Raw genomic sequence first — 22,267 nt, 5'->3', positions numbered from 1 at the left:
GTTCTGAATTTCTCATTCAAAGCTGTTCAAACACAGCTTATTATTAGAATTTTCAGGGTTTTACATACTGTTCAATCTTCTGTTTTCAAAGTGCTGTTTGCATCTCGCAGAAACGCTTGTCTCTTCTCAATGCTGACGCAGAAGGAGGGATTTGAACCCTCGCGCCGCTACTAACGGCCTACTCCCTTTCCAGGGGAGCCCCTTCAGCCACTTGGGTACTTCTGCAGTTAGCTGATTCTATGTTATTAGCGGCTTAAAACCTGCCAACGGAGAGGGTGGGATTCGAACCCACGCGCCCTTGCGGACAAACGGTTTTCAAGACCGCCTCGTTATGACCACTTCGATACCTCTCCAAACGCGCTTTTACATTTTAATAGAAGTTCGTGTTTTTGTCAAGCACTTTTTTCTATTTTTTTCAAATCTCTTGGAGCTTTTTTCTATCAATTACCGTCTTCATCAGCGGCAACTTCGATAGTTTATCATTGTTTGTATCATCTGTCAACATATTTTTACATATTTTTCAAATATTTTTTAACCCATCTACAAATGCTCTAAAAGACGTTGCTTTGCCTGCTCAGCAGTGCTAAAGTTTTCTTCTATTCCTGTTATATAGTAGAGCGCATCCTGCCATACTTTTACTGAATAATCAATTGCAGGAATATTAGAAACGACGATCCGGAATCTTGCTTTGCCTGTGCTTCCCCGCAGATCCGATAAATACATGCAGCCTAATTCTGATGCAATTCGTTCCAGTAAACCCTCCCTGGTGCCTGTATCCGTTTCATTCCTGGTTTTTCCAGTTTCCATCTATTGTACCTTCTTTCCTACTTTTCATCTGACGAAACAGCTGATACTATCTAATAGCCATGTAATCCTAATAAAGGATTTCTTAGCCTGATCATACATTAAATACTCTATATAAATAATAATATTGTAATGAATGCAACATGTCAAGTGATGGAATGCATTATTTACTACACATATTTCATTTAATGCAATACTATGGAATCAGGAGGAGTTACCCATGTATATAGACTTCAATTTTTCCAAACGCCTCTCAGAGCTCAGGGCTCAAAAGGGTGTGTCCGCACGTGATATGAGTCTTTCTCTCGGACAGAATCCCACATATATCCATAAAATAGAAAATGGGCGGGCGCTTCCGTCCATGATGGGTTTCTTTTATATATGTGAGTATCTGGATATTGAACCAGCTGAATTCTTTTCCCGCGATGTAACCAGTCCTGCCAAAGTCAAAGAACTTATGGAAGATGCACAGCATTTAAATCGAGAGCAGCTTGAGCACCTACATCTGATCGTTAAGGATCTATTAAAAACAGGTGGAAAAAAATAAAAAGGAAGCTGCTCCTACAGCATTCCTTTTATTTTTTTCCATATATTCTGTTAAGAAATACGCTGGCGATCTCTAAATCCTCCGGTGTAGTTACCTTTATATTGGTATAATCACCCTTTATTAACTTCACCTTTTCTTCTGTCATGGATTCTACCACCATGGCATCGTCCGTAACCCCTTTTTGAAAACATTCCGATTCCATCAGTCTTTGATATGCCTTAAATACAAGATCATATCGGAATGCCTGAGGTGTCTGGATCTGCCAGAGGCTTGCACGATCCGGAGTTGATGCCGCATATCCATTTTCATCCGATATCTTAATGGTATCCTTAACAGGCATGCCGATCACACAAGCTCCATACTTCATTGCCCCAGCTTTTGATGTATCAATAATTTCTTTGGTAACACAGGGTCTTGCACCATCATGAATCAGAACGTAGGCGCAGTTCTTTACTGCTTTCAGTCCGGCATAAACGGAGTGATATCTCTCTTTTCCGCCTTCTGTTACGTCTGTTATCTTGCGAAACCCATAACGGTCCACAATCTCCGTCCTGCAGAAAGAAACTTCGCCGGGACCAGTTACCAGAACAACCTCATCTACAGAGCTTTCTTCAAAGGCTCTTAAGGTATGATAAAGAAGGGGTCTGCCGCACAGCTCCATATACTGCTTGTGGATTGTACTTTCCATGCGGGAGCCTTTTCCTGCTGCCAGGACGACTGCTGCTGTTCTTTCCATAGTCCGGTTACCTTTCTCCCAGTTTCAGATTGGGAACTGCATTTAAATCCCAGTCAGCCCTGGCTCCGTTAATAAATTCATAATAAGCCGCTGTTCCAATCATGGCAGCATTATCCGTACAATAAATGGGAGAAGGATAGTAAAATGTAATTCCATTTTTTTCACAGGCTTCTTTCATGCCTTTTCGAAGGGCAGAGTTAGACGCCACGCCCCCTGCTATGGCAACTTTTTTAAAGCCATATTCTTTTGCAGCATCAACGGTATGAGATACCAGAACATCAACCACAGCATTCTGGAATGATGCCAGTAGATCGGGCACATTGATTTCCTCTCCCATCATATTGGCATGATTAATGTGATTTAATACTGCAGACTTTAACCCACTAAAGCTAAAATCGTATCTATTTCCGTCTACTTTTGCTCTCGGGAATTTTATTGCCTGTGGATTTCCTTCTTTCGCTGCCTTGTCGACTTTTGGCCCGCCTGGATACCCAAGCCCCACAGCTCTGGCCACCTTGTCAAATGCTTCGCCTGCCGCATCATCTCTGGTTCTTCCGAGTATTTCAAACTCTCCGTAATCCCTTACAATCACCAGATGTGTATGGCCGCCTGATACAATCAGACACATAAAAGGCGGTTCCAGGTCTGGATGCTCAATAAAATTAGCGGAGACATGACCTTCTATATGATGGACTCCCACTAATGGCTTGTTTGCCGCATAAGCCATTGCCTTTGCTTCCGCCACTCCCACTAAAAGTGCTCCCACAAGTCCGGGGCCGTAAGTGACTCCAATGGCATCCATATTCTCAAGTGTAAGCCCAGACTCCAAAAGTGCAGACTCTATGACCTGGTTGATCTTTTCTATATGCTTTCTGGAAGCAATTTCGGGAACGACTCCGCCATATAAGGTATGAAGATCGATCTGGGAGGAGATTACATTGGACAAGATCTCCCTTCCGTTCTTCACTACGGCTGCTGCCGTCTCGTCACAGGAACTTTCAATTGCAAGTATATAGACATCTTCTTCTGTATTATTTTTCTTCATCGCCATTCCCTCATTCCTCATCAAATTCCAGTTCCAGCGTCCAGGCATCTCTTGCTGCTTTTGCCCTTGGGAAAATCTCACGGACCTTGTCCATAAAATCCTCCGGTCTGGTTAAAGAGGGACTGTAATGGGTCAGCCACATCTGTCTTGGCTGAGCTTCTTTTGCAAGTCTGGCAGCCTCATAAAATGTCATGTGGCGGTATTCCCTTGCCTTTGCCTCTTTTCCATCTTCGCCGTACATGCCTTCGCATATAAAAAGATCAGCATCCTTTGCATACTCAGCAATTACCGGTACGGGTCTGGTATCTGTACAGTAAGTCACCTTTAGTCCACGCCTGTCCGGTCCTAAAACAAGATCAGGCGTCAGAATTCTACCATCATAATCAATGGTTTCTCCCTTTTGAAGACGACTCCAGAATTTTTGAGGAATCTCTGCCGCTTTGGCCCGGTCCACATCAAATCTTCCGGTTCTTGGAATAGAAATGGAATAACCATAGCAGACAACGTTATGATTGACGCGGTAAGCATCAATTACGTAAGGCGCCATGGTTATCTGCTCTCTGTTTTCAGAGAGTTCAATGAATTTAAGTTCAAAAGGAAGCTCTGGCGCAATGGTACGAAGTGCTCCCACCACCCGCTCAAGCCCTTTCGGACCAATCAGAGTTAAGGGTTCTGTCCGTTCTGCATTTCCCATTGTCAAAAGAAGTCCGGGCAGACCGCTGATGTGGTCCGCATGATAATGGGTAAAGCAGATAATATCAATGGGTTTTGGGCTCCAGCCCTTTTCTTTTAATGCAATCTGAGTTCCTTCCCCGCAGTCAATCAAAAGATTGCTGCCATCACACCGTGCCATCATAGCTGTCAGCCAGCGGTATGGCAGAGGCATCATGCCTCCGGTTCCCAGCAAACATATATCCAACATAGAATTTCCTCGCTTTTGTCTCATTCAGTGGGCAGAACAAAAAACTGCCACATAAAATCATAACACAAAGCAGAGGGAATTAGCAACTATAAATATTCCAGCTGTTCCTCTACCTCCACCGGTATCTTAAACTCAGATATCAATGCATCGTAACAGGTTTCACATAAATCAAAATGATGGATCTCCCCATCTTTCTCTGAAAAGAAGTCCCATGCGTGATTGATGCTGATGACCCCTTCCCTGGCAATCCCTTCTGACACAATAATTTTTTTGCCGCAGCAGTTGCAAACAACTGTTTCTAGCTGACCGCCGTTTTTGTACTTTCTCATCTTACTCTCACCTTTCCTTTTACCGCCCATGCTTTTCTTTCCGGGCATAATGGTATGCCTGCAAGGCGTTCCTTTTTCACATTTTCCAGAAAAATCCCTTTTCCTGCCTCCCTGCACACCAGGATAGAAAAAAGGGCATCCTTACTGGATACCCCTACATTATAAACGGTGTTATGCCCTATTTTTAGTGGTAAATGTTTCAAATATGGTAACAGACCATAAGGACCGCATTTTCACTGGGATTTGAGTAGTAATGTTTTCTGATCCCCTCCTCCACAAATCCATAGGATTTATAAAGGTTTCTTGCCCTGTCATTACTTTCTCTTACTTCTAAAAATATGGATTTTACTTCTTTTTGTCTGGAATAAAAAACCATCTGGTCCATAAGTTTCTTGGAAAGGCCCCTCCCCCTCAGTTCAGGAAGGACTGCGATCCGAAGCAGCTCGCATTCATCTGCGATTGTCCGGAAAACACAGTATCCCGCTGCTGCTCCTTCTTCCCAAAGCACCAGCCAGGTATCGAGACTGCTTTCTAATCCCTTATTAATCATATCAAAAGACCACGGATCGGAAAAGCACTGCATTTCTATTTCCAGTACACCTAAAACATCCTCCGGAGTCATCTCACGAATCATCTTATTCTCCTTTTAATGCCTCTTCTCTTTCACGCTCTGCCTGGGGCTTTCGCAGATAATCGGGAGCATGCTCCGCTGCTGTTACCGTTTTCCCCTCAAGGAACAGACGGGCTCCATAAGCTGCCACCGCACCTGCCCGCTGTCTGCTTAAATGCGCAGGTGCAAATTCAAAGGGAACCCTCATGAATTCTTCTATACTTTCTTTATATGCAGGTATCCCGTCTCCTGAGAAAATCACACGTTCACCTATGGAATTAAGTTCTTCAATTAAATCTCTGATATCCATGGCACAGGATTCCTTCACGATGGAGAATCCCTTTCGGTTATCATAGATCCCGGTATAGACCTGGTTTCTTCTGGCATCCATAATTGGGCATATAATAGAAGCGCAGCCGTAGAACTCATAGGCCATTGCATCGATTGTAGGAACTGAAATAAGCGGTTTTTTCAGGGCAAGTCCCAAACCCTTTCCTGTGGCAGAACCGATCCTAAGACCGGTAAAGGAGCCTGGTCCTGCTGAAACTGCGATGGCATCAACGTTATCCAGGCTGACTCCTGTCATGGTTACAATCTCGTCAAGCATGGGGAGCAGTGTCTGGGAATGGGTCTTTTTAAAATTGACCGTATATTCTGCAGTCAGTATGTCATCCGAAAGAAGGGCGACCGATGCAACAAGAGACGAACTTTCAATTCCTAATATGTTCATTTACATTCCCTCCACGGTAATTTTTCTGTAGTCAAATCCTTTATTCAAATCTTTTTCAATGGTTACTGTAATAACCTGTCTGGGAAGAATCTCTTCGATCAGTCCGGACCATTCAATTAATGTGACACCTTCCCCGTAAAAGCAGTCTTCATAGCCGATCTCGTCCATTTCACTGACATCGCCAATCCGGTAAACGTCAAAATGGTAAAAGGGAAGGCGTCCGTCGTCATATTGCTTTACTATGGTAAAGGTTGGACTGTCCACCGGTTCTGTAATGCCAAGTCCGGCGGCAAACCCCTGGGTAAATACAGTCTTCCCCACCCCCAGATCTCCATTTAAGCAAAATATGGTGGAAGGGTCCGCTTCCTCTCCCAGTTTTTTTCCTAATTCAAAGGTATCCTCTGGTTTCCAGCTTTCTATTACCATCATTTATATCCTCTTTCGCCTCTCCGGAGGCAGATTTTCTTTCATTAATGCCGTTATTTCCGGCGCTTTCTCACCTGCAACAGAATCCGGAAGCAGATAGGCATGAATCCGGTCCATATAAATAATCAGCATTTTGCCGATTCGTTTTACCACCATCACATCTTCCCACAATAATTCCAGCTTCTCCTGCCCCTGGGTTACCACAATTCCTTCTGCTGAAAAAGAAAGGGTCATACCATCACGAATGGCAGATTTTTTTGCCTGTCTTGCTGCCTTCGTATAGAGGACGAAAGGCTGCCAGACCGTGAACATCAGCGCGCAGACAAGAATCAGGATCCGGTAAGGACGGGATGATGTCGTCCAGGTTGCAATGAGAACGTAAAGAGCAGCGGCACTGAAAAGGAAACTGAATATCCCCTGAAATCCCCGGTAAGAATGGTACATGGAAAATTTCCAGAGATCTTTTGCAGTCAGTCTCACATCTAATATAAGCGGATTTTTCTGTTCCACATTTTCCTCCTTTTATACAGCATTTCACTGTATCTGCTTAGAATTTCATGGTAAGGGCGATTCTCTTTTTGGGAACATCTACGCTAATTACCTTTACCTCAACGATGTCTCCTACGCTGACGGCTTCTAAGGGATGTTTAATAAATTTGTCCGATATCTGGGAAATGTGAACCAACCCATCCTGGTGAACTCCAATATCTACAAAGGCACCGAAGTCAATTACATTTCGAACCGTTCCCTTTAAAACCATCCCAGGCTGTAAATCCTTCATCTCCATAACATCCGTACGCAATATGGGCTTCGGCATCTCGTCTCGGGGATCTCTTGCCGGCTTTTCCAGTTCCTTTACTATATCCCGGAGGGTGATTTCACCAATTTCTAATTCTTCAGCCAGTTCTTTATAGTTATGAATCTTTTTACTGATTCCGTTTAATCCCCCGTTCATCAGCTCTTTTGCCTCATATCCTAATTTTTTCAGCAGCTTTTTAGCCGCATCATAGGACTCCGGATGAACGCTGGTTAAATCTAGTGGATTCTTTCCTCCCTGAATTCTCATAAAGCCGGCACATTGTTCGAATGCTTTTGGTCCAAGCTTTGCAACCTTTAACAGCTGGCTCCTGCTTTCAAACGCACCGTTCTCCTCCCGGTAAACCACAATATTCTTTGCTATGGGCTTTGAAATACCGGATATATATTCCAGAAGAGAAGCAGATGCCGTATTTAGATCCACACCTACTTTATTTACGCTGTCTTCCACAACTCCCTGTAATGCTTCACTTAAATGCTTCTGGTTCATATCATGCTGGTACTGGCCAACACCAATGGACTTGGGATCAATCTTTACCAGCTCTGCGAGAGGATCCTGCAGTCTTCTGGCAATGGAGGCTGCACTTCTCTGGCCTACATCAAAGTTAGGGAATTCCTCTGTTGCCAGCTTGCTGGCGGAATAAACAGAAGCCCCTGCTTCATTCACTATAATATACTGAACCGGCTCCGGGATTTCTTTTAACAATTCTACAATAATAGCCTCCGATTCTCTTGAGGCAGTTCCATTTCCCACAGAAATCAGGGAAATTCCGTATTTCTTAATCAGCTTCTTTAAAACAGTCTTGGCTTCTTCCACTTTATTTTGAGGCGCAGTGGGATAAATCACAACGGTATCCAGCACTTTTCCTGTTTCATCTACTACCGCCAGTTTACATCCGGTACGAAAAGCCGGATCCCAGCCAAGTACCACTCTTCCTACAATGGGAGGCTGCATCAGTAGCTGCTCTAAATTTTTACCAAATACACGGATTGCTCCATTCTCCGCTGTTTCCGTTAATTCGCTGCGGATCTCCCGCTCAATTGCCGGCGCGATGAGACGGTCGTAACTGTCTTTTACTACTTCCTTTAATATGGGGGAAGTAACTGGATTGTCCCGAATAATTACCTGCTTTTCCAGAAAACGGAGAATCACTTCTTCCGGTGCCGCCACCTTCACAGTCAGAACCTTTTCCTTTTCGCCTCTGTTAATGGCAAGAATCCGGTGTCCCGCTGCCTTCTTTAAAGGTTCTTCATAATTATAATACATTTCATATACAGACTCTGCTTCCTCATCCTTGGCAGCAGATAAAAGGCTTCCCTGGTTCATGGTTGCATTCCGGATATAAGTGCGGTACTCCGCCTGATCGGAAATCCGCTCTGCCAGAATATCCTTTGCACCGTCAATGGCTTCCTGGGCAGTGGCCACTCCTTTTTCTTCCGAAACATAGTCCGATGCAGATTCCAGAAGCGGGGTCTTCGTCATCTGAAGGATAATGAGATCTGCTAATGGCTCTAATCCTTTTTCTTTGGCGATGGTGGCTCTTGTCCGCCTTTTCTGTTTATAAGGGCGGTATAAATCTTCCACTGCAACCAGAGTCTGGGCTTCCATAATCTTCTTTTCCAGTTCCGGCGTCAGCTTCTCCTGTTCTCTGATGGATGAGAGTACCTGTTCTTTCCGCTCCTCTAAATTCCTTAAATAACGTAGCCTTTCATCTAAATTACGCAGAACTTCGTCATTTAAAGAGCCGGTTACCTCTTTTCGGTATCTGGCTATAAAAGGAATGGTATTCCCCTCATCAATAAGTCTGATTGTCTCTTCCACCTGATTTCTGGAAATGGAAAGTTCTTCCTGTAAAATCTTTATTATATCCATGCTGTACCTCTTATTTTTCATAGTTGGTTCAATTCAACTATTATAATTCATCATTCCCCGTTATGCAATACCCGTCTGGACACAGCGGTCTTTTCGTGCTACAATCATAAAATACAGAAACAGATCAGGAAAATCCTGGATGACTTCTGTACTATACACATACGAGGTAAACACCAATGGGAGAAAATTATAACAGCAATAAAGGAATGCTTCCGCAAACTCCGAATACAGGTTCGTTCCTGGCATTCTGGTCTGTCCTTTTAGGCGGTCTGGGACTGCTGACAGACTGCCTTCCCTTATTCAGTATCTGGAATCTGCCGGCAGGTCTGATTTTCGGTCTCACAGGCATTGCTCTTGCTATATTATCAAAAAAAGGTAAGCCCTTCAGCCACCAGGCACAGCTTGGACTGATCCTTTCCATCATATCTGCTGTCTGTGGCCTGTTACTGGCATTGTTCATTATATTTGTCTATGATGTCATGGATACCAACACCCCTTTGGGGCTGTACTTCAGACAGGTATTTGAAGCCACCACCCAGGCACTGATGCCCACGGGCGGCGTAGGCAGATAAATTATTATAATGGTGGTAAAAGATCAATTCCTTTCACCACCAGCATATAGTTCTTGAAGATCCAGTTTATCACTACAATTGCAGCTCCAATAAGAATAAGTATCCGTTCCCTTTTTCTATGGTCCAACGGGTGCTTTCTTTTTTTTGATAAAAACCGGATGATACCTTCAGTCAAAACAGCGATAACAGTATAAAGGACCAGCGGATGATACTGAACGCTCATCCGCAGGTCCCCCTGTAACAAAGTCCGTACTGCTCTCGTTCCCCCGCAGCCGGGACAGTAGAGCCCGGTGAGGGAATGAAAGATACAGACGGATCCTATTTTCCAAATTTTTCTTAACCAGATCATTCGTTCCACCTTCGTTTAATCTGCAAGATCAAAGGCATCGTGAACCGTTCTCATGGCGCGGTTTACGTCCTCTTCATGAATGAGGACCGTAATCCTTATTTCAGATGTTGCAATCATCTTGATGTTAATATTGGCATTGTAAAGGGCTTCAAACATCTTTGCAGCAACTCCTGGATTACTGGTCATCCCTGCGCCGATGATAGAAAGCTTTGCTACATCCTCTTCACTGGTTACATTCTGGGCTGTAATCCCATCCTTGTGTTCGTTTAAAAGATCCATGGTTTCTTTTAAATCCTGCTTCGCCACCGTAAAGGAGATGTCTTTTCTTTCTTCTCTGCCAATGGACTGGATAATGATATCAACGTTAATGTTGTGTTTTGCCAGAAGATTAAATATTTTAAATGCGACTCCAGGCTCATTCTTAACCCCGATTACGGAAATACGGGCTACATTTTTATCTGCGGCAACTCCGCTCACCAGCATTCTTTCCAATTTTGTTTCCTCCTTGACGATGGTACCTTCTTCTCTGTTCAGACTTGATCGTACTACCAGCTGTACTCCATAGCGTTTCGCCATCTCTACCGAACGGTTGTGAAGCACTTTGGCCCCCAGAGAAGCAAACTCAAGCATCTCATCGTAGGAAACCTCCAATAGCTTTCTGGCATCGGGAACAATTCGCGGATCTGCTGTATAAACTCCGTCCACATCTGTGTAAATCTCACATGCATCGGCATGGAGTGCGGCAGCCAGAGCTACAGCCGTGGTATCTGATCCCCCTCGTCCAAGAGTTGTCAGATCATCATATTTATTAATACCCTGAAAACCTGTGATGATAACGATTTTCTTCGCTTCCAGTTCATGCTGGATCCGTTCCGTATCAATTTTCTTTAATTTTGCCATTCCATAAGCGGAAGAGGTATGCATGGCTACCTGGGACGCGTTTAATGATACAGACGGTACGCCGAGAGCATTCATGGCCATGGACATCAGTGCCACGCTCACCTGCTCTCCGGTTGCCAGAAGCATATCCAGCTCTCTCTTTGGAGGATTGGGGTTTATCTCATGAGCTTTGGCGATCAGACCGTCCGTAGTCTTTCCCATAGCGGATAAAACCACTACTACCTGATTGCCTTTTTCATAATCCTCAATGCAGCGTTTTGCTACATTGAATATTCTTTCTTTGTCTGCGACGGAGCTACCGCCAAATTTTTTAACAACTAACATTGATGCCTCCTGGCGAAAATTAAATTTCTGCGCGGATGCGCTGTCTGATTCCTGACAGCTTTTTCGCTCTTAAATGGTATTCCTCCTCAGTCATAACCTCTGTCATGACTGCAAATTCATCCATGTGGTCCAGCTCTGTTACTTCTACCTTTCCAAAAGCAGCCTCTGCTTCAGCAAGCCGCTTTGCAGCAATTCCCTTGATTCTTACAAAATACCGGAAGGAAACGCTGTCCATGGCAGAGATGTTAAGGCGATTTCCATCCCAGCCCATCTTCACATGATGACCCGGGTTTTTAAGGGCTTCAATAATATCAGCTACAACTGCACTGGCCGTGGGAAGTTTTCCGGCTCCGCTTCCATAAAACATGGAAGTTCCCAGCATATTTCCCTTTACCAGAATGCCGTTGTATACGTCGTTTACAGAATACAGCGGATGATCCTTTCCTATCATAACCGGAGCTACAAACGCATGAACTCCCTGATCACTGATTCTGCTGGATCCAAATAATTTAACAGAAGTTCCAAGAGCGTCGGCATAACGGAAATCCACATCCGTTATATTAGTAATCCCTTCTGTATAAATATGCTCGTAATTCACTTCGTGTCCCGAAGCCAGAGCAGTTAATATGGCAATTTTCCTGCAGGTATCATGTCCTTCCACATCTGCCTCCGGATTGCGCTCCGCATATCCCAGTTCCTGGGCTTTGCTCAGTGCCTCTTCAAAAGTCTCTCCGGCTTTGTCCATTTTAGTCAGTATGTAGTTGGTGGTACCATTTAATATACCGGTTATTTCTTCAATCTGCTCACCGGCCAGCGAAGTATACAAAGGACGGATTATGGGAATACCGCCTCCTACACTTGCCTCAAAGAGAAAGTTTACCTGATTCTCTTCTGCTATTTTTAAAAGTTCCGTTCCATATGCTGCTACCAGCGCCTTGTTGGAGGTGGCCACATGCTTGCCTGCCTGAAGGCTTGCTTTCACAAAAGGATAAGCCGGGTTTAAACCTCCCATGGTTTCAATTACCATAGATACCTCCGGGTCCTTTTCAATAACGGAAAAATCATGAACAATCTTTTTTTCAATCGGTGTACCGGGGAATTCTCTTAAATCGAGAATATATTTTACATTCACCGTGTCACCGGTCTGTCTGGCAATTATATCTTTGTTCTGTTCCAGAATTTCTACAACTCCTGATCCGATGGTACCATAGCCCATAACTGCAACATTCATCATATTCTCACTCCCTGGCTAAAATTTTTACGTAGTGGACTCCATTCTTTTCTTCCATATCCTCAACCATCTTTGAAACATTGCCTGTTGTCTCAAGAACCTCCACGCTAAGTGTGAGGGTGGCAACGCCATTGACCGGAATACTCTGATGAATGGTTAATATATTCGCGCGGTACACAGCTACCACATGAAGCAAATCCGAAAGAAGACCAGGTTCGTCATCCATCTGCATAACCAGTGTGATGGTCTTTCCCTTGGCATTGTCATAAAACGGAAAGATATCATCTTTGTATTTGTAAAAGGAACTGCGGCTGATTCCAACCCGGTCAGTTGCCTCCTGTACGGTGATAACCCGTTCCGACTCTAATAATTTTTTTGCCTCAACAACTTTCAGCAATACTTCAGGTACAGCTTTCTGCTTTACCACAAAATATTTACTTTTATCTTCCATAAAAAAATATCTTCCCTTCTGTGTCCGCATCGGAAATACATCTGTGCTCATAGGGAAGATATTATCATATTTGTGCATGGTATGCAACTATTTTTGAGTTTATTTTATTCGGTATTTAAAAAAATGCATGAAAAAACTAGATTTCTGCAGAATCCTCACCAGCTTTTGCTCCGGTACTTAACCAGCGCAGATAGGCGTACATAAACTGGTCTAACGCTCCGTCAAGGACACTGTTTACGTTACCGGTCTCGGAATTGGTCCTGTGATCTTTCACCATGGTATAGGGCTGCAGCACATAGGAACGAATCTGGTTTCCCCAGCCGATCTCCGTTACATCTCCACGGATGCCGGAAAGTTTTTCCGCATTCTCCTGCTGCTTTAACATATAAAGCTTTGCTTTTAACATCTGCATTGCCTTATCCTTGTTCTGGAACTGAGACCGTTCATTCTGGCACTGCACCACAATTCCCGTAGGAAGGTGAGTGATTCGAATGGCAGATGAAGTTTTATTGATATGCTGTCCACCTGCTCCGCTGGAGCGGTAGGTATCAATTCTTAAATCCTCATCGTTAATATCCACATCAAGGTCCTCTTCAATATCCGGCATAACATCGCAGGATACAAAGGAAGTCTGACGCTTTCCAGCCGCATTAAACGGAGAAATACGCACCAGACGGTGAACCCCTTTTTCTGACTTTAAATAACCAAAAGCATTGACACCATTAATCTGTATGGTTACGGATTTAATTCCGGCTTCATCACCGTCAAGATAATCAAGTACTTCCGTCTGAAAGCCCTTTTTCTCCGCCCAGCGGCAGAACATGCGGTAAAGCATGCTGCACCAGTCGCAGGATTCGGTTCCGCCGGCACCGGCATTCAGTTTTAATATGGCGTTGTGGCTGTCATATTCACCGGAAAGCAGCGTATTAATACGCATCTCTTCCAGATTTTCTTTCAATTCAGCAAGCATCTGGGCTATTTCCGGAATCAGGGAGGCATCGTTTTCTTCGTTACCCATCTGGATCATGACCCCGATGTCTTCATACTGCTGTTCTAATTCTTTGTAGCCTTGTACCGTATCTTTTAAATTCTTTGCAAGCTGGACGATCTTACCTGACTTTTCCGGATCTTCCCAGAAGCCTGGCTCTTCCATAGACTTGTCTAACTCATCAATTCGCTTTAACTTGTTATCCAAGTCAAAGTGAATCCCTCACTTCCACTAATGGTTTTTCATACGAAGATAATTCGTATTTGTACTGATCTAACTCTACCACTGTGTCACCCACTTTCATTTTTTAATTTATAAATACAAAATTGGGGTCCGATCCCGTAAAAGGGAGCGGACTCCAATCTCATAAAAATACTATACTAGTTTGCGTCCGCAGCACTGCTTATACTTTTTGCCGGAACCGCATGGACATGGATCATTGGGATAGACCTTATTATCAGCCTTTTTCACCGGTGCTTTCACCGAACTGTCATCCTTGTTGGTTCCTGTCACTTTGGCAGCCGGTTCACGTTCCACCTTCTGCTCAACTCTGATGTGGAAGAGGATACGTACGGTATCTTCCCGGATGGCTGCTGTCATCTCATCAAACATCTGATAGCCGCTCATCTTATATTCCACAAGAGGATCTCTCTGGCCATAAGCCTGAAGACCGATACCCTGGCGCAGCTGGTCCATATCATCAATATGGGACATCCATTTATTATCAATTACCTTTAAGAGAATTACCCGCTCGATTTCACGGATCTGCTCTCCCTCAGGGAACTCTGCCTCTTTTGTTTCATAAAGCTTAATTGCTTCTTCTTTCAGCATATGCTTCAGCTCATTTTTTCTCACCTTTTTGTCTTCCGGAATGGTGATTGGCTGAAGAGGAATCACTGGCAGAAGCAGGGTATTTAATTCATTTAAATCCCATTCTTCCGGAGTCTGTTCGTCACTGATAGACAGATCCACAGCATTCTCCACAATATCAGTAACCATCTTTAAGACAACGTCACGCATGTTGTCTCCGTCAAGAACTTTTCTTCTTTCTGCGTAAATAACTTCACGCTGCTCGTTCATGACTTCATCGTATTTTAAAAGATTCTCACGGATACCATAGTTGTTGGTCTCAATCTTCATCTGAGCTTTTTCGATAGCATTGGAAAGCATCTTATGCTCAATCTGCTCGCCTTCTGGTACACCAAGTGCATTAAACATGCCTACAAGACGTTCGGAACCAAACAGACGCATTAAATCATCTTCCAGAGAAATATAGAATCTGGACTCACCCGGATCTCCCTGACGGCCGGAACGACCACGCAGCTGGTTATCTATACGGCGTGACTCATGACGCTCTGTACCGATAATCTTAAGACCTCCGGCAGCTTTGGATTCATCATCAAGCTTAATATCCGTACCACGGCCTGCCATGTTGGTTGCAATGGTAACTGCTTTATGAACACCAGCGTCAGCAACGATCTCCGCCTCAAGCTCGTGATACTTAGCATTTAAGACTTTATGAGGAATGCCTCTGCGTTTTAACATACCGCTTAACATCTCAGATGTATCAATGGTTATGGTACCAACCAGTACTGGCTGACCCTTTTCATAAGCAGCTGCCACTTCGTCGCATACTGCTTCAAATTTTTCTTTCTTCGTCTTATAAACCGCATCTTCCTGGTCAATACGGGCAATGGGACGGTTTGTGGGAATTGAAATGGCATCCATTCCATAGGTATTTCTGAATTCCTTCTCCTCTGTAAGAGCAGTACCCGTCATACCTGCTTTTTTGTTATACTTATTAAAGAAGTTCTGGAAAGTGATGGTCGCAAGAGTTTTGCTCTCTCTGCGGACATTCACATGCTCTTTTGCTTCAATTGCCTGGTGAAGACCGTCGGAATACCGTCTGCCTGGCATAATACGTCCTGTAAATTCATCTACAATGAGAACCTCATCGTCTTTTACCACATAGTCCTTATCCCGAAACATCAGATAATTGGCACGGAGAGCCAGAATGATGTTATGCTGGATCTCTAAGTTCTGTGGGTCTGACAGGTTCTCGATGTGGAAGAACTGCTCTACTTTTTCCACACCCTGCTCTGTTAAGTTGACAACCTTATCCTTTTCATCCACAATAAAATCACCGGTCTCAGTGATTTCTTCTCCCATAATGGCACCCATCTTGGAAAACTCGCCGGAAGCTTCGCCCTTTTCTAACTGGCGTGCAAGAATATCGCAGACTTCATAGAGCTTTGTGGACTTGCCGCTCTGTCCGGAAATGATAAGAGGTGTTCTGGCCTCATCAATTAAAACAGAGTCAACCTCATCAATGATACAGAAATCTAAATTTCTCAAAACCATCTGTTCTTTATAGATGGCCATGTTATCTCTTAAATAATCAAAACCAAGCTCATTGTTGGTTACATAGGTAATATCGCAGTTATAAGCATCGCGTCTCTCATCTGAGCTCATGTCGTTTAATACAACGCCTACTGTCATTCCAAGGAACTCGTGGATTCTTCCCATCCACTCCGCATCACGCTTTGCCAGATAGTCGTTAACGGTTACAATCTGTACTCCGTTGCCTGCCAGCGCATTTAAATAAGCCGGACATGTGGATACAAGAGTTTTACCTTCACCAGTTCTCATCTCCGCAATACGTCCCTGGTGTAATACCACGCCACCGATTAACTGCACACGGAAATGTTCCATATTAAGAACTCGCCTTCCGGCTTCTCTTACAGTTGCGAATGCTTCAGGCAAGATATCATCAAGAGTTTCTCCTGCTGCCAGTCTTTCCTTAAAAAGCTTCGTGTTGTTTTTTAATTCCTCATCCGTAAGTGCAACCATGGTCGGGCGCAGAGATTCTATTTTATCCACAATGGGATTAATGATTTTCAATTCTCTTTCACTATGAGTTCCAAATATTTTTTGAACCAAGTTCATGATTTATTCTCCTACTCTATCTTTCAATATACACCGTACAATCCTGTATATTGTAGCACTAACCTGCCTTTAATTCAACGAATTCATAAAAAATTAACATTCTGGTAATAATCTGACCTTATATTGCCAGGTACTGCCATTTTCTTCGGCAACCTCCAGCAAATTTAAGTTAAAATTATGGTTAACCTGACACATTGCACAAAAAATTTGTTCGATTCCCGACTTTTCCACATTATCCACATTGGATTGTGTATTTTTCCCCCATTTTTATCCCCACCTCCAACCCTCGAATTTGCGAAATAAATCAGTTATACACCGAGTTATCCACATTATCCACATTTATTCTCCACATAATACCAGCATTCCCATCACAATGACAAATACGTTAATTTTTGTATACTTGTCATAAAATTTTCTTTTTCGACGAAAAAATCCATTTTTCCCTTGACTTTTTTTTAACCTTATCTATAGTTTTTCAATAAATTGATAAAATATAAGAAGAGTCTTTTTACAAAATCTTTTCTTAAATTATCTTAATACTTTACATCAATATTGAATTATTCTAATAAATGTGCTATACTATACCTATCTCAAGAAAAAGGAGCTGATGACTTATGCGTTTTACAATTACAGGAAGAAATATTGAGGTGACAGCAGGGTTACGGGAGGCAGTTGAGGACAAGCTTGGAAAACTGGACCGTTTTTTCGCACCTGCTACAGAGGCAACAGTAAGACTCAGCGTGCAGAAAGATATTCAGAAAATTGAAGTTACTATTCCAGTGAAAGGACATATAATTCGAGCCGAAGAATCAAGCAATGATATGTACGTTTCCATCGATCTGGTAGAAGAGATCCTGGAACGCCAGTTGAAAAAATATAAAAACAAGTTAATCGACAAAAAATTAAACGCTCCCTCCTTTTCAACAGCATTTTTGGAAGATGAAAGCGCAGTCGATGACGATGTGGAAATTGTCAAAACAAAGAAGTTTGCTGTCAAACCCATGGATCCGGAAGAGGCCTGTGTACAGATGGAGCTTCTTGGACACAGCTTCTATGTATTCCTCAATGGAGATACCGATGAAGTGAATGTGGTTTATAAAAGAAAGGGCGGCACTTACGGATTGATTGAACCTGAATTATTATAAGGAACTATTTATATATAAAAAATGCCCCAGGCCTGTTAAGCCTGAGGCATTTTTTATTTACTCTTTTAAAAGAAGATTTCCCCATCGGGCAGTTGACTGCCAGGAATTATCAGAATCATCATTAAATTTTGCTACGCTGATTCTCTCTCCCCGCTCATTGCTGTCATTGATCTGAACATCAAATCCCATAACTTTCCCTTTTTCAGCTGTGGTGGTAAGTGGAATCTTTGCTTCTACAAGATATCCATCTTCCGTCACTTTCACAGATGACTGAAATCCTTCTCTTTTCCCATTGCTTCCAAAGGTCACCATGTTTTTACAGGAAACGCGAAACTGCCCGTCGTCTTCCTGATAATAGTAGGATTTGTCATTGTTTTCATCTAAGAACAGTTCCACAGAATCCTGCTCATAAGCATTTTTACTATCAGTATTTAAGGTTTTATCTTTAACACGGACAAGAACATAAATATTTTTTTCATCCCAAAGTGTTTTTACAGTACCAGTTGCGCCCTGCCATGCCATTGTCATAATACGAACCGGTTCTTCCTTAGCCTGATTCCAGATTTCATCCACTGTTCCATCAATTACCGGTGTACCTTTTACTGCGTTTATGGTGTTTGGCTCTGGAATCTCTTTCAGAGGATGTTTATTTAAATATCCGTCAGGATCTGCAACTGCATAATAAGCTTCTTTGGCTTTGTAATCTCCGTCAAATAAACAGGGGAAACTGGAGCTTCTCCAGCTTCTTGTATCCGTATAGCCCCAAAATGTCACTCTTTCAATGACATCCGAATATTGATTATAAAGTCTGAAAAGCTGGGCATACGTCTGCGCCTGAGCGATCTCCTCTTCCTTGGTAAGCCCGGTTTCCTTCGCCTTACTGACTACTACATCAAGCTCTGTTATTGAAATTTCAGCCCCGGTCTTTTTAAACAGTTCCAGGGAATGTTCTACCGTAGCCACAGGCAGCGTGGTACTGTAGTGCGCCTGCATACCGATTCCGTCAATGGGTATACCTTTTTTCTTTAAATCAGTATACATAGCGGCTGCTATTTCGGCTTTGTTGTTATCATTTAAATTGTAATCGTTATAATATAATTTTGCATTGGGATCTGCCTCATGGGCAAACTGAAAAGCCAGTTCTATGTAATCAGTTCCAATATTTCTTAGCCAGGGAGTATCCCGTAAACAGGATTTCCAGTTTCCATCTGCTGGAAGTTTTGCTCCATCCTGAATCGCTTCGTTTACCACATCCCAGGATAATAGTTTTCCACTGTAGTGCCCTGCAACATTTGAAATGTGATCTCTCAGTCTGCCAATTGCTTCTTCCCGTCCGCATGCCGCATTCATCCAATCAGGCGTCTGACTATGCCATGCCAGTGTATGCCCCACCGTCTTTAAACCGTTCTCCTGGCAGAATCCGGTCATGGCATCTGCCGACTCAAAAGTAAATACGCCTTTTTGCAGCTGCATGGCATCTGGTTTCATCATATTTTCCGGTGTAACCACATTGAAATGATGAAGTACCATATCTCTATCCACTCCCGTAAGGTTAATGCTGTTATAAATGTTTCCAATCAGGAATTTTCCCTTATAAATATCCTTTAAGGGAGTGAGATTTTCTATATGAACTTCTTTCTTCTCCTGATCTTTAGTAGACTGCTCGTCTGCCAGAGACATTCCCATTGTCATATTAAGACAGACCAGAATACTCACACAGACCGCCCCGGTTTTCCCCAGTAATCTTTTCATCTCTTATTTTCCCTCCTATTATTTTGCCGCAAACAATTGCGTCTTACTAACAATTCTATCAATTAAGGCGTATTTCACAACCGGATGAATCTTATAAAAAAACATGGTTAATTATATAGTTAAATTTTTTGCCTGACATATCAATTCAATCTGACTGCATTTCACCACATTCCACTTGAATTTTTTAACCGTCAAAGGTATTCTTAATGTGGCTTTTTATACTATTTGATGCTGAGGTACTGAGTTTGATTAATATTGCTGTATGTGATGATAATGACAATATGATACTTGAGTTAAAAAACAGGATATTCGATTATATGAGTGAAACCAGTTATAAAGCCGAGGTTCATTCATTTTCCTGTGCTGAGGACCTGCTTATAAGCGATGAATTCTATGATATTATTTTTCTGGACATACAGATGGGAAATATGACTGGTATGGAAGCAGCAAAACAGATCAGGCAGTCCGGTTTGGAAAGCTTTCTTATTTTTGTTACTATCCTGAAAGAATATGTCTATGATGCCTTTTCCGTAGAAGCTTCGGATTATCTGTTAAAGCCCTTAGACACTCAGCACTTTCAATCTACAATGGCCCGCGTTCTTCAACATGTTCAGGATAAAAAAACAGCCGTTTTAACCATTCAGAAAGGAGCCTGGTGTAAATCAATCCCATTCTCGGATATTTTATACTGCGAAGCAATTAACAGAAAAATCTTCGTTCATACAAAACAGGAAATTATCGACTACTATTTTAAGATTAATTCATTGGAAAATCAGCTGGAACCTGATTTCTTCTGCTGCCATCGCAGCTATCTTGTTAACCTTAAGGCCGTATGCGGATATGAAAATGGCCAGGCTAAACTGGTCAACGGGGAGAGCATACCGGTTTCAAGACTACGTATGCAGGCGTTCATGGAAGCAATGTTAAACTATATGAAGAAAGGAGACAGATAGATGCCATTCACGGAACTGTTTAACAGGTGGTTTGATTTTATTTACTTTTTTTGCTTTTTAAATGCCTGTCTTGCCTGTATGGAAGTCTGGTTTTTCAGCAGATTTTCAAATAAGAAAGTAAAATGGTATTATTTTGCTTCTTACATACTGATCATATACCTGTTGGCTTCTATGGAAATATCCATACGAGCTGCATTTTCTCTATCTACCTTTATGGAACTGGGCGCACTTTTTTTATTCGGCTGGCTGGCTTTAAAATGTGCACCGGCAATATCCGCAACTGCAGCCATACTTGCCATCTGCATTATGCAAGTTGTTAACGGCATATTTCAGTCATTGTTAAGCCTCCTCTTAACAGTCCTATTTCCCTATACAATGGTTCTTACAACAATAAGCGGTCTGTTGGTGATGATAACTGTTTTTTTCTCCTATCGCCTTGTCCTGACATGGCTGAAAGACAGAAAAGTTCCCATGCTGCCATATATCCTGATACTGATGCTGCCAATCCTCTTTGTGCTTCTGGTTATGCAGTATGTTTTTTCAATATATGGAAATACAGTTACTGTCAGTGCTGATGGAACCAGAATTTCTCCTGAGGTAAATGACTGGACCATGCTGATCATTCAGATAGCAGCCTATCTATGCCTGTTTGCAGTTCTTTTTGCTTATAAAGAATTACTGAAAGGTTTCGCTCTTCAGATGCGCAATACGCTTCTGGAACAGCAGGTAAATGCTCAGGCCAACTCGGTCCAGGAAATGCAGATGCGATATGAAATGACAAGAACGTTCCGGCATGACTTAAATGGTCACTGGACCGTTCTTGGCGGCTTTTTAAAAACAGGAGAAGCAGATAAAGCATTGGAATATCTTGGAAAGCTGACCACTATGTCCGATCAGCTTACCTTTCCATGCCAGACAGGAAATGCGGTATTAAATATCCTGTTAACAAATAAATTGGGAATTGCGCATCAAAAGGGAATCGATGTTGACTGCACCGTGAAAATTCCTGACAACTGTATGCTCGATGATATGGATTTGTGCATCCTATTCTCCAATGCGGTAGATAATGCTGTTAAAGCCTGTATTGCAGGAAATCAAACCGGTCCATTTCTAACTCTGAAAACAATTCAGAAAGGCGACTTTTTTATGATTAACATCAAAAACAGCCGTTCTGACGTTTTTTTGCCCGTCAGTGGTACTGGAATCGGACTTCAGAGTATAAAAGCGGTTGCCGAGAAATACCATGGTACAGTTCAAATTGAAAAAACTCCCAAAACATTTCGATTAACCGTACTTTTTCTCATTCCACAACACTCAGACAGCATCTCAATGCATCTCACTTGAATCTCCATGATATCCCTTATATATTCATAGTATCTCAGAAAAAAAGGAGGCATTACGATGAATATCAGCAGCATAGGGATATCCCCACCACAATTCCCGTCTGAAACAGGCCCTGTTACACAGCCAGAACAGGACAATACCGACGATATTGAACAGCAGATAAAAACCCTGGATAAGGAAAAGGGGAAACTGGAGGGGCAGCGGGATAAAGAAAGAAATCCTTTCGCTTTGCAGCAAAGTGAGAAATACAAAGAGCTGGAAAAGAGGATCAAGGAATTAGACAAGCAGATACAGCAATTAAAAGCAGAGGCTACATCCTCGCAGAAAAAAGCAGGAAGCCAAAACAAGGAAGCAGTTTCTTCCAGAAATCCTTTTGATACTTATGAATCTGAAAAACAGGAATTTAACGGTTAGCAAAAATCCTCCGATAAAGGCAATGCATACCCTTATCGGAGGATTTATTTTAATCAGTTT

Annotated in this window: 23 protein-coding genes and 2 tRNA genes; 6 read left to right on the top strand and 19 right to left on the bottom strand. The window is 42.7% G+C overall.

All coding sequences use genetic code 11. The features are described from left to right. Positions 1-136 precede the first annotated feature (136 nt). The 3 genes from BXY41_RS03325 to BXY41_RS03315 form a co-directional block, all read right to left on the bottom strand. Positions 137-225 (bottom strand) — tRNA-Ser (locus BXY41_RS03325). A 42-nt stretch (positions 226-267) separates the two neighbouring features. Further along, positions 268-353, bottom strand: a tRNA-Ser gene (locus BXY41_RS03320). 187 nt (positions 354-540) lie between these two features. Next, positions 541-807: a hypothetical protein gene (locus BXY41_RS03315; RefSeq protein WP_104434564.1), complete on the bottom strand. Its 267-nt coding sequence runs from the start codon at positions 805-807 to the stop codon at positions 541-543. Positions 808-1,024: 217 nt separating this feature from the next. Between BXY41_RS03315 and BXY41_RS03310 the strand changes: the two genes are divergently transcribed. Further along, positions 1,025-1,351, top strand: a complete 327-nt coding sequence (locus tag BXY41_RS03310) for a helix-turn-helix domain-containing protein (protein ID WP_104434562.1) — start codon at positions 1,025-1,027, stop codon at positions 1,349-1,351. Between the two features lie 28 nt (positions 1,352-1,379). On the opposite strand, the gene ispD is transcribed toward BXY41_RS03310, so the two are convergent. The 9 genes from ispD to BXY41_RS03265 form a co-directional block, all read right to left on the bottom strand. Then, positions 1,380-2,087 carry a 2-C-methyl-D-erythritol 4-phosphate cytidylyltransferase gene (gene ispD, locus BXY41_RS03305; protein WP_104434560.1) on the bottom strand — a complete coding sequence of 236 codons (708 nt, stop codon included), beginning with the start codon at positions 2,085-2,087 and terminating at the stop codon, positions 1,380-1,382. 7 nt (positions 2,088-2,094) lie between these two features. Beyond that, entirely contained in the window at positions 2,095-3,132 is a 1,038-nt protein-coding gene (gene tsaD, locus BXY41_RS03300) for a tRNA (adenosine(37)-N6)-threonylcarbamoyltransferase complex transferase subunit TsaD (protein ID WP_104434558.1), read from the bottom strand. A gap of 10 nt (positions 3,133-3,142) precedes the next feature. Continuing rightward, positions 3,143-4,054, bottom strand: a complete 912-nt coding sequence (locus BXY41_RS03295; RefSeq protein WP_104434556.1) for a ribonuclease Z — start codon at positions 4,052-4,054, stop codon at positions 3,143-3,145. Between the two features lie 86 nt (positions 4,055-4,140). Beyond that, complete coding sequence (locus BXY41_RS03290; RefSeq protein ID WP_104434554.1) at positions 4,141-4,383, bottom strand: hypothetical protein; 243 nt, start codon at positions 4,381-4,383, stop codon at positions 4,141-4,143. A gap of 199 nt (positions 4,384-4,582) precedes the next feature. Next, positions 4,583-5,017 carry a ribosomal protein S18-alanine N-acetyltransferase gene (gene rimI, locus BXY41_RS03285; protein ID WP_104434552.1) on the bottom strand — a complete coding sequence of 145 codons (435 nt, stop codon included), beginning with the start codon at positions 5,015-5,017 and terminating at the stop codon, positions 4,583-4,585. 1 nt (position 5,018) lies between these two features. Continuing rightward, the gene (gene tsaB / locus BXY41_RS03280) at positions 5,019-5,723 is read right to left on the bottom strand and encodes a tRNA (adenosine(37)-N6)-threonylcarbamoyltransferase complex dimerization subunit type 1 TsaB (RefSeq protein WP_104434550.1); all 705 of its coding nucleotides are present in this window, start codon (positions 5,721-5,723) and stop codon (positions 5,019-5,021) included. After that, the gene (tsaE, locus tag BXY41_RS03275) at positions 5,724-6,149 is read right to left on the bottom strand and encodes a tRNA (adenosine(37)-N6)-threonylcarbamoyltransferase complex ATPase subunit type 1 TsaE (protein WP_104434654.1); all 426 of its coding nucleotides are present in this window, start codon (positions 6,147-6,149) and stop codon (positions 5,724-5,726) included. Positions 6,150-6,152: 3 nt separating this feature from the next. Continuing rightward, on the bottom strand, positions 6,153-6,659 hold the full coding sequence (locus BXY41_RS03270; RefSeq protein WP_104434548.1) for a YcxB family protein: 507 nt from the start codon (positions 6,657-6,659) through the stop codon (positions 6,153-6,155). A 37-nt stretch (positions 6,660-6,696) separates the two neighbouring features. Further along, a complete protein-coding gene (locus tag BXY41_RS03265) occupies positions 6,697-8,838 on the bottom strand; it encodes a Tex family protein (RefSeq protein WP_104434546.1) in 2,142 nt (713 codons plus the stop codon). A 176-nt stretch (positions 8,839-9,014) separates the two neighbouring features. Here BXY41_RS03265 and BXY41_RS03260 point away from each other — a divergent pair, with 176 nt between their 5' ends. After that, positions 9,015-9,410 (top strand): sodium:solute symporter, encoded by a 396-nt coding sequence (locus BXY41_RS03260; protein ID WP_104434544.1) that lies wholly within the window; start codon positions 9,015-9,017, stop codon positions 9,408-9,410. Positions 9,411-9,414: 4 nt separating this feature from the next. On the opposite strand, the gene BXY41_RS03255 is transcribed toward BXY41_RS03260, so the two are convergent. From BXY41_RS03255 to secA, 6 genes are all read right to left on the bottom strand, one after another. Then, on the bottom strand, positions 9,415-9,759 hold the full coding sequence (locus tag BXY41_RS03255; RefSeq protein ID WP_104434542.1) for a DUF2752 domain-containing protein: 345 nt from the start codon (positions 9,757-9,759) through the stop codon (positions 9,415-9,417). Between the two features lie 15 nt (positions 9,760-9,774). Beyond that, positions 9,775-10,983 (bottom strand): aspartate kinase, encoded by a 1,209-nt coding sequence (locus BXY41_RS03250; protein WP_104434540.1) that lies wholly within the window; start codon positions 10,981-10,983, stop codon positions 9,775-9,777. 19 nt (positions 10,984-11,002) lie between these two features. Then, on the bottom strand, positions 11,003-12,217 hold the full coding sequence (locus BXY41_RS03245; RefSeq protein ID WP_104434538.1) for a homoserine dehydrogenase: 1,215 nt from the start codon (positions 12,215-12,217) through the stop codon (positions 11,003-11,005). A gap of 4 nt (positions 12,218-12,221) precedes the next feature. Next, a complete protein-coding gene (locus tag BXY41_RS03240) occupies positions 12,222-12,665 on the bottom strand; it encodes an ACT domain-containing protein (RefSeq protein ID WP_104434536.1) in 444 nt (147 codons plus the stop codon). 136 nt (positions 12,666-12,801) lie between these two features. Beyond that, positions 12,802-13,939 (bottom strand): peptide chain release factor 2 gene (gene prfB, locus BXY41_RS03235; protein ID WP_104434534.1). Its coding sequence is split into 2 segments (ribosomal slippage): positions 12,802-13,863 and positions 13,865-13,939, totalling 1,137 coding nucleotides; the frame shifts between segments, so codons are not numbered across the junction. An 89-nt stretch (positions 13,940-14,028) separates the two neighbouring features. Next, entirely contained in the window at positions 14,029-16,599 is a 2,571-nt protein-coding gene (gene secA, locus BXY41_RS03230) for a preprotein translocase subunit SecA (protein WP_104434532.1), read from the bottom strand. 614 nt (positions 16,600-17,213) lie between these two features. On the opposite strand from secA, the gene hpf reads away from it, so the two are divergent. After that, a complete protein-coding gene (gene hpf / locus BXY41_RS03225; protein WP_104434530.1) occupies positions 17,214-17,744 on the top strand; it encodes a ribosome hibernation-promoting factor, HPF/YfiA family in 531 nt (176 codons plus the stop codon). Positions 17,745-17,801: 57 nt separating this feature from the next. Here the strand turns inward: hpf and BXY41_RS03220 are convergent, their stop codons facing one another. Continuing rightward, complete coding sequence (locus BXY41_RS03220; RefSeq protein ID WP_104434528.1) at positions 17,802-19,496, bottom strand: endo-1,4-beta-xylanase; 1,695 nt, start codon at positions 19,494-19,496, stop codon at positions 17,802-17,804. A gap of 245 nt (positions 19,497-19,741) precedes the next feature. Here BXY41_RS03220 and BXY41_RS03215 point away from each other — a divergent pair, with 245 nt between their 5' ends. The 3 genes from BXY41_RS03215 to BXY41_RS03205 are packed head-to-tail and all read left to right on the top strand — an operon-like array spanning position 19,742 to position 22,207. Then, positions 19,742-20,449 (top strand): LytR/AlgR family response regulator transcription factor, encoded by a 708-nt coding sequence (locus tag BXY41_RS03215; RefSeq protein ID WP_242980024.1) that lies wholly within the window; start codon positions 19,742-19,744, stop codon positions 20,447-20,449. Then, a complete protein-coding gene (locus tag BXY41_RS03210; RefSeq protein ID WP_104434524.1) occupies positions 20,450-21,793 on the top strand; it encodes a sensor histidine kinase in 1,344 nt (447 codons plus the stop codon). A 57-nt stretch (positions 21,794-21,850) separates the two neighbouring features. Beyond that, the gene (locus BXY41_RS03205; RefSeq protein ID WP_104434522.1) at positions 21,851-22,207 is read left to right on the top strand and encodes a hypothetical protein; all 357 of its coding nucleotides are present in this window, start codon (positions 21,851-21,853) and stop codon (positions 22,205-22,207) included. The last annotated feature ends 60 nt before the right edge of the window (positions 22,208-22,267 follow it).

Source organism: Lacrimispora xylanisolvens (genome assembly GCF_002934545.1).
In the GTDB taxonomy this organism is placed as follows: domain Bacteria; phylum Bacillota; class Clostridia; order Lachnospirales; family Lachnospiraceae; genus Lacrimispora; species Lacrimispora xylanisolvens.
Note: the sequence above shows the minus strand (reverse complement) of the source record. Positions and strands in the feature narration are given on the sequence as shown.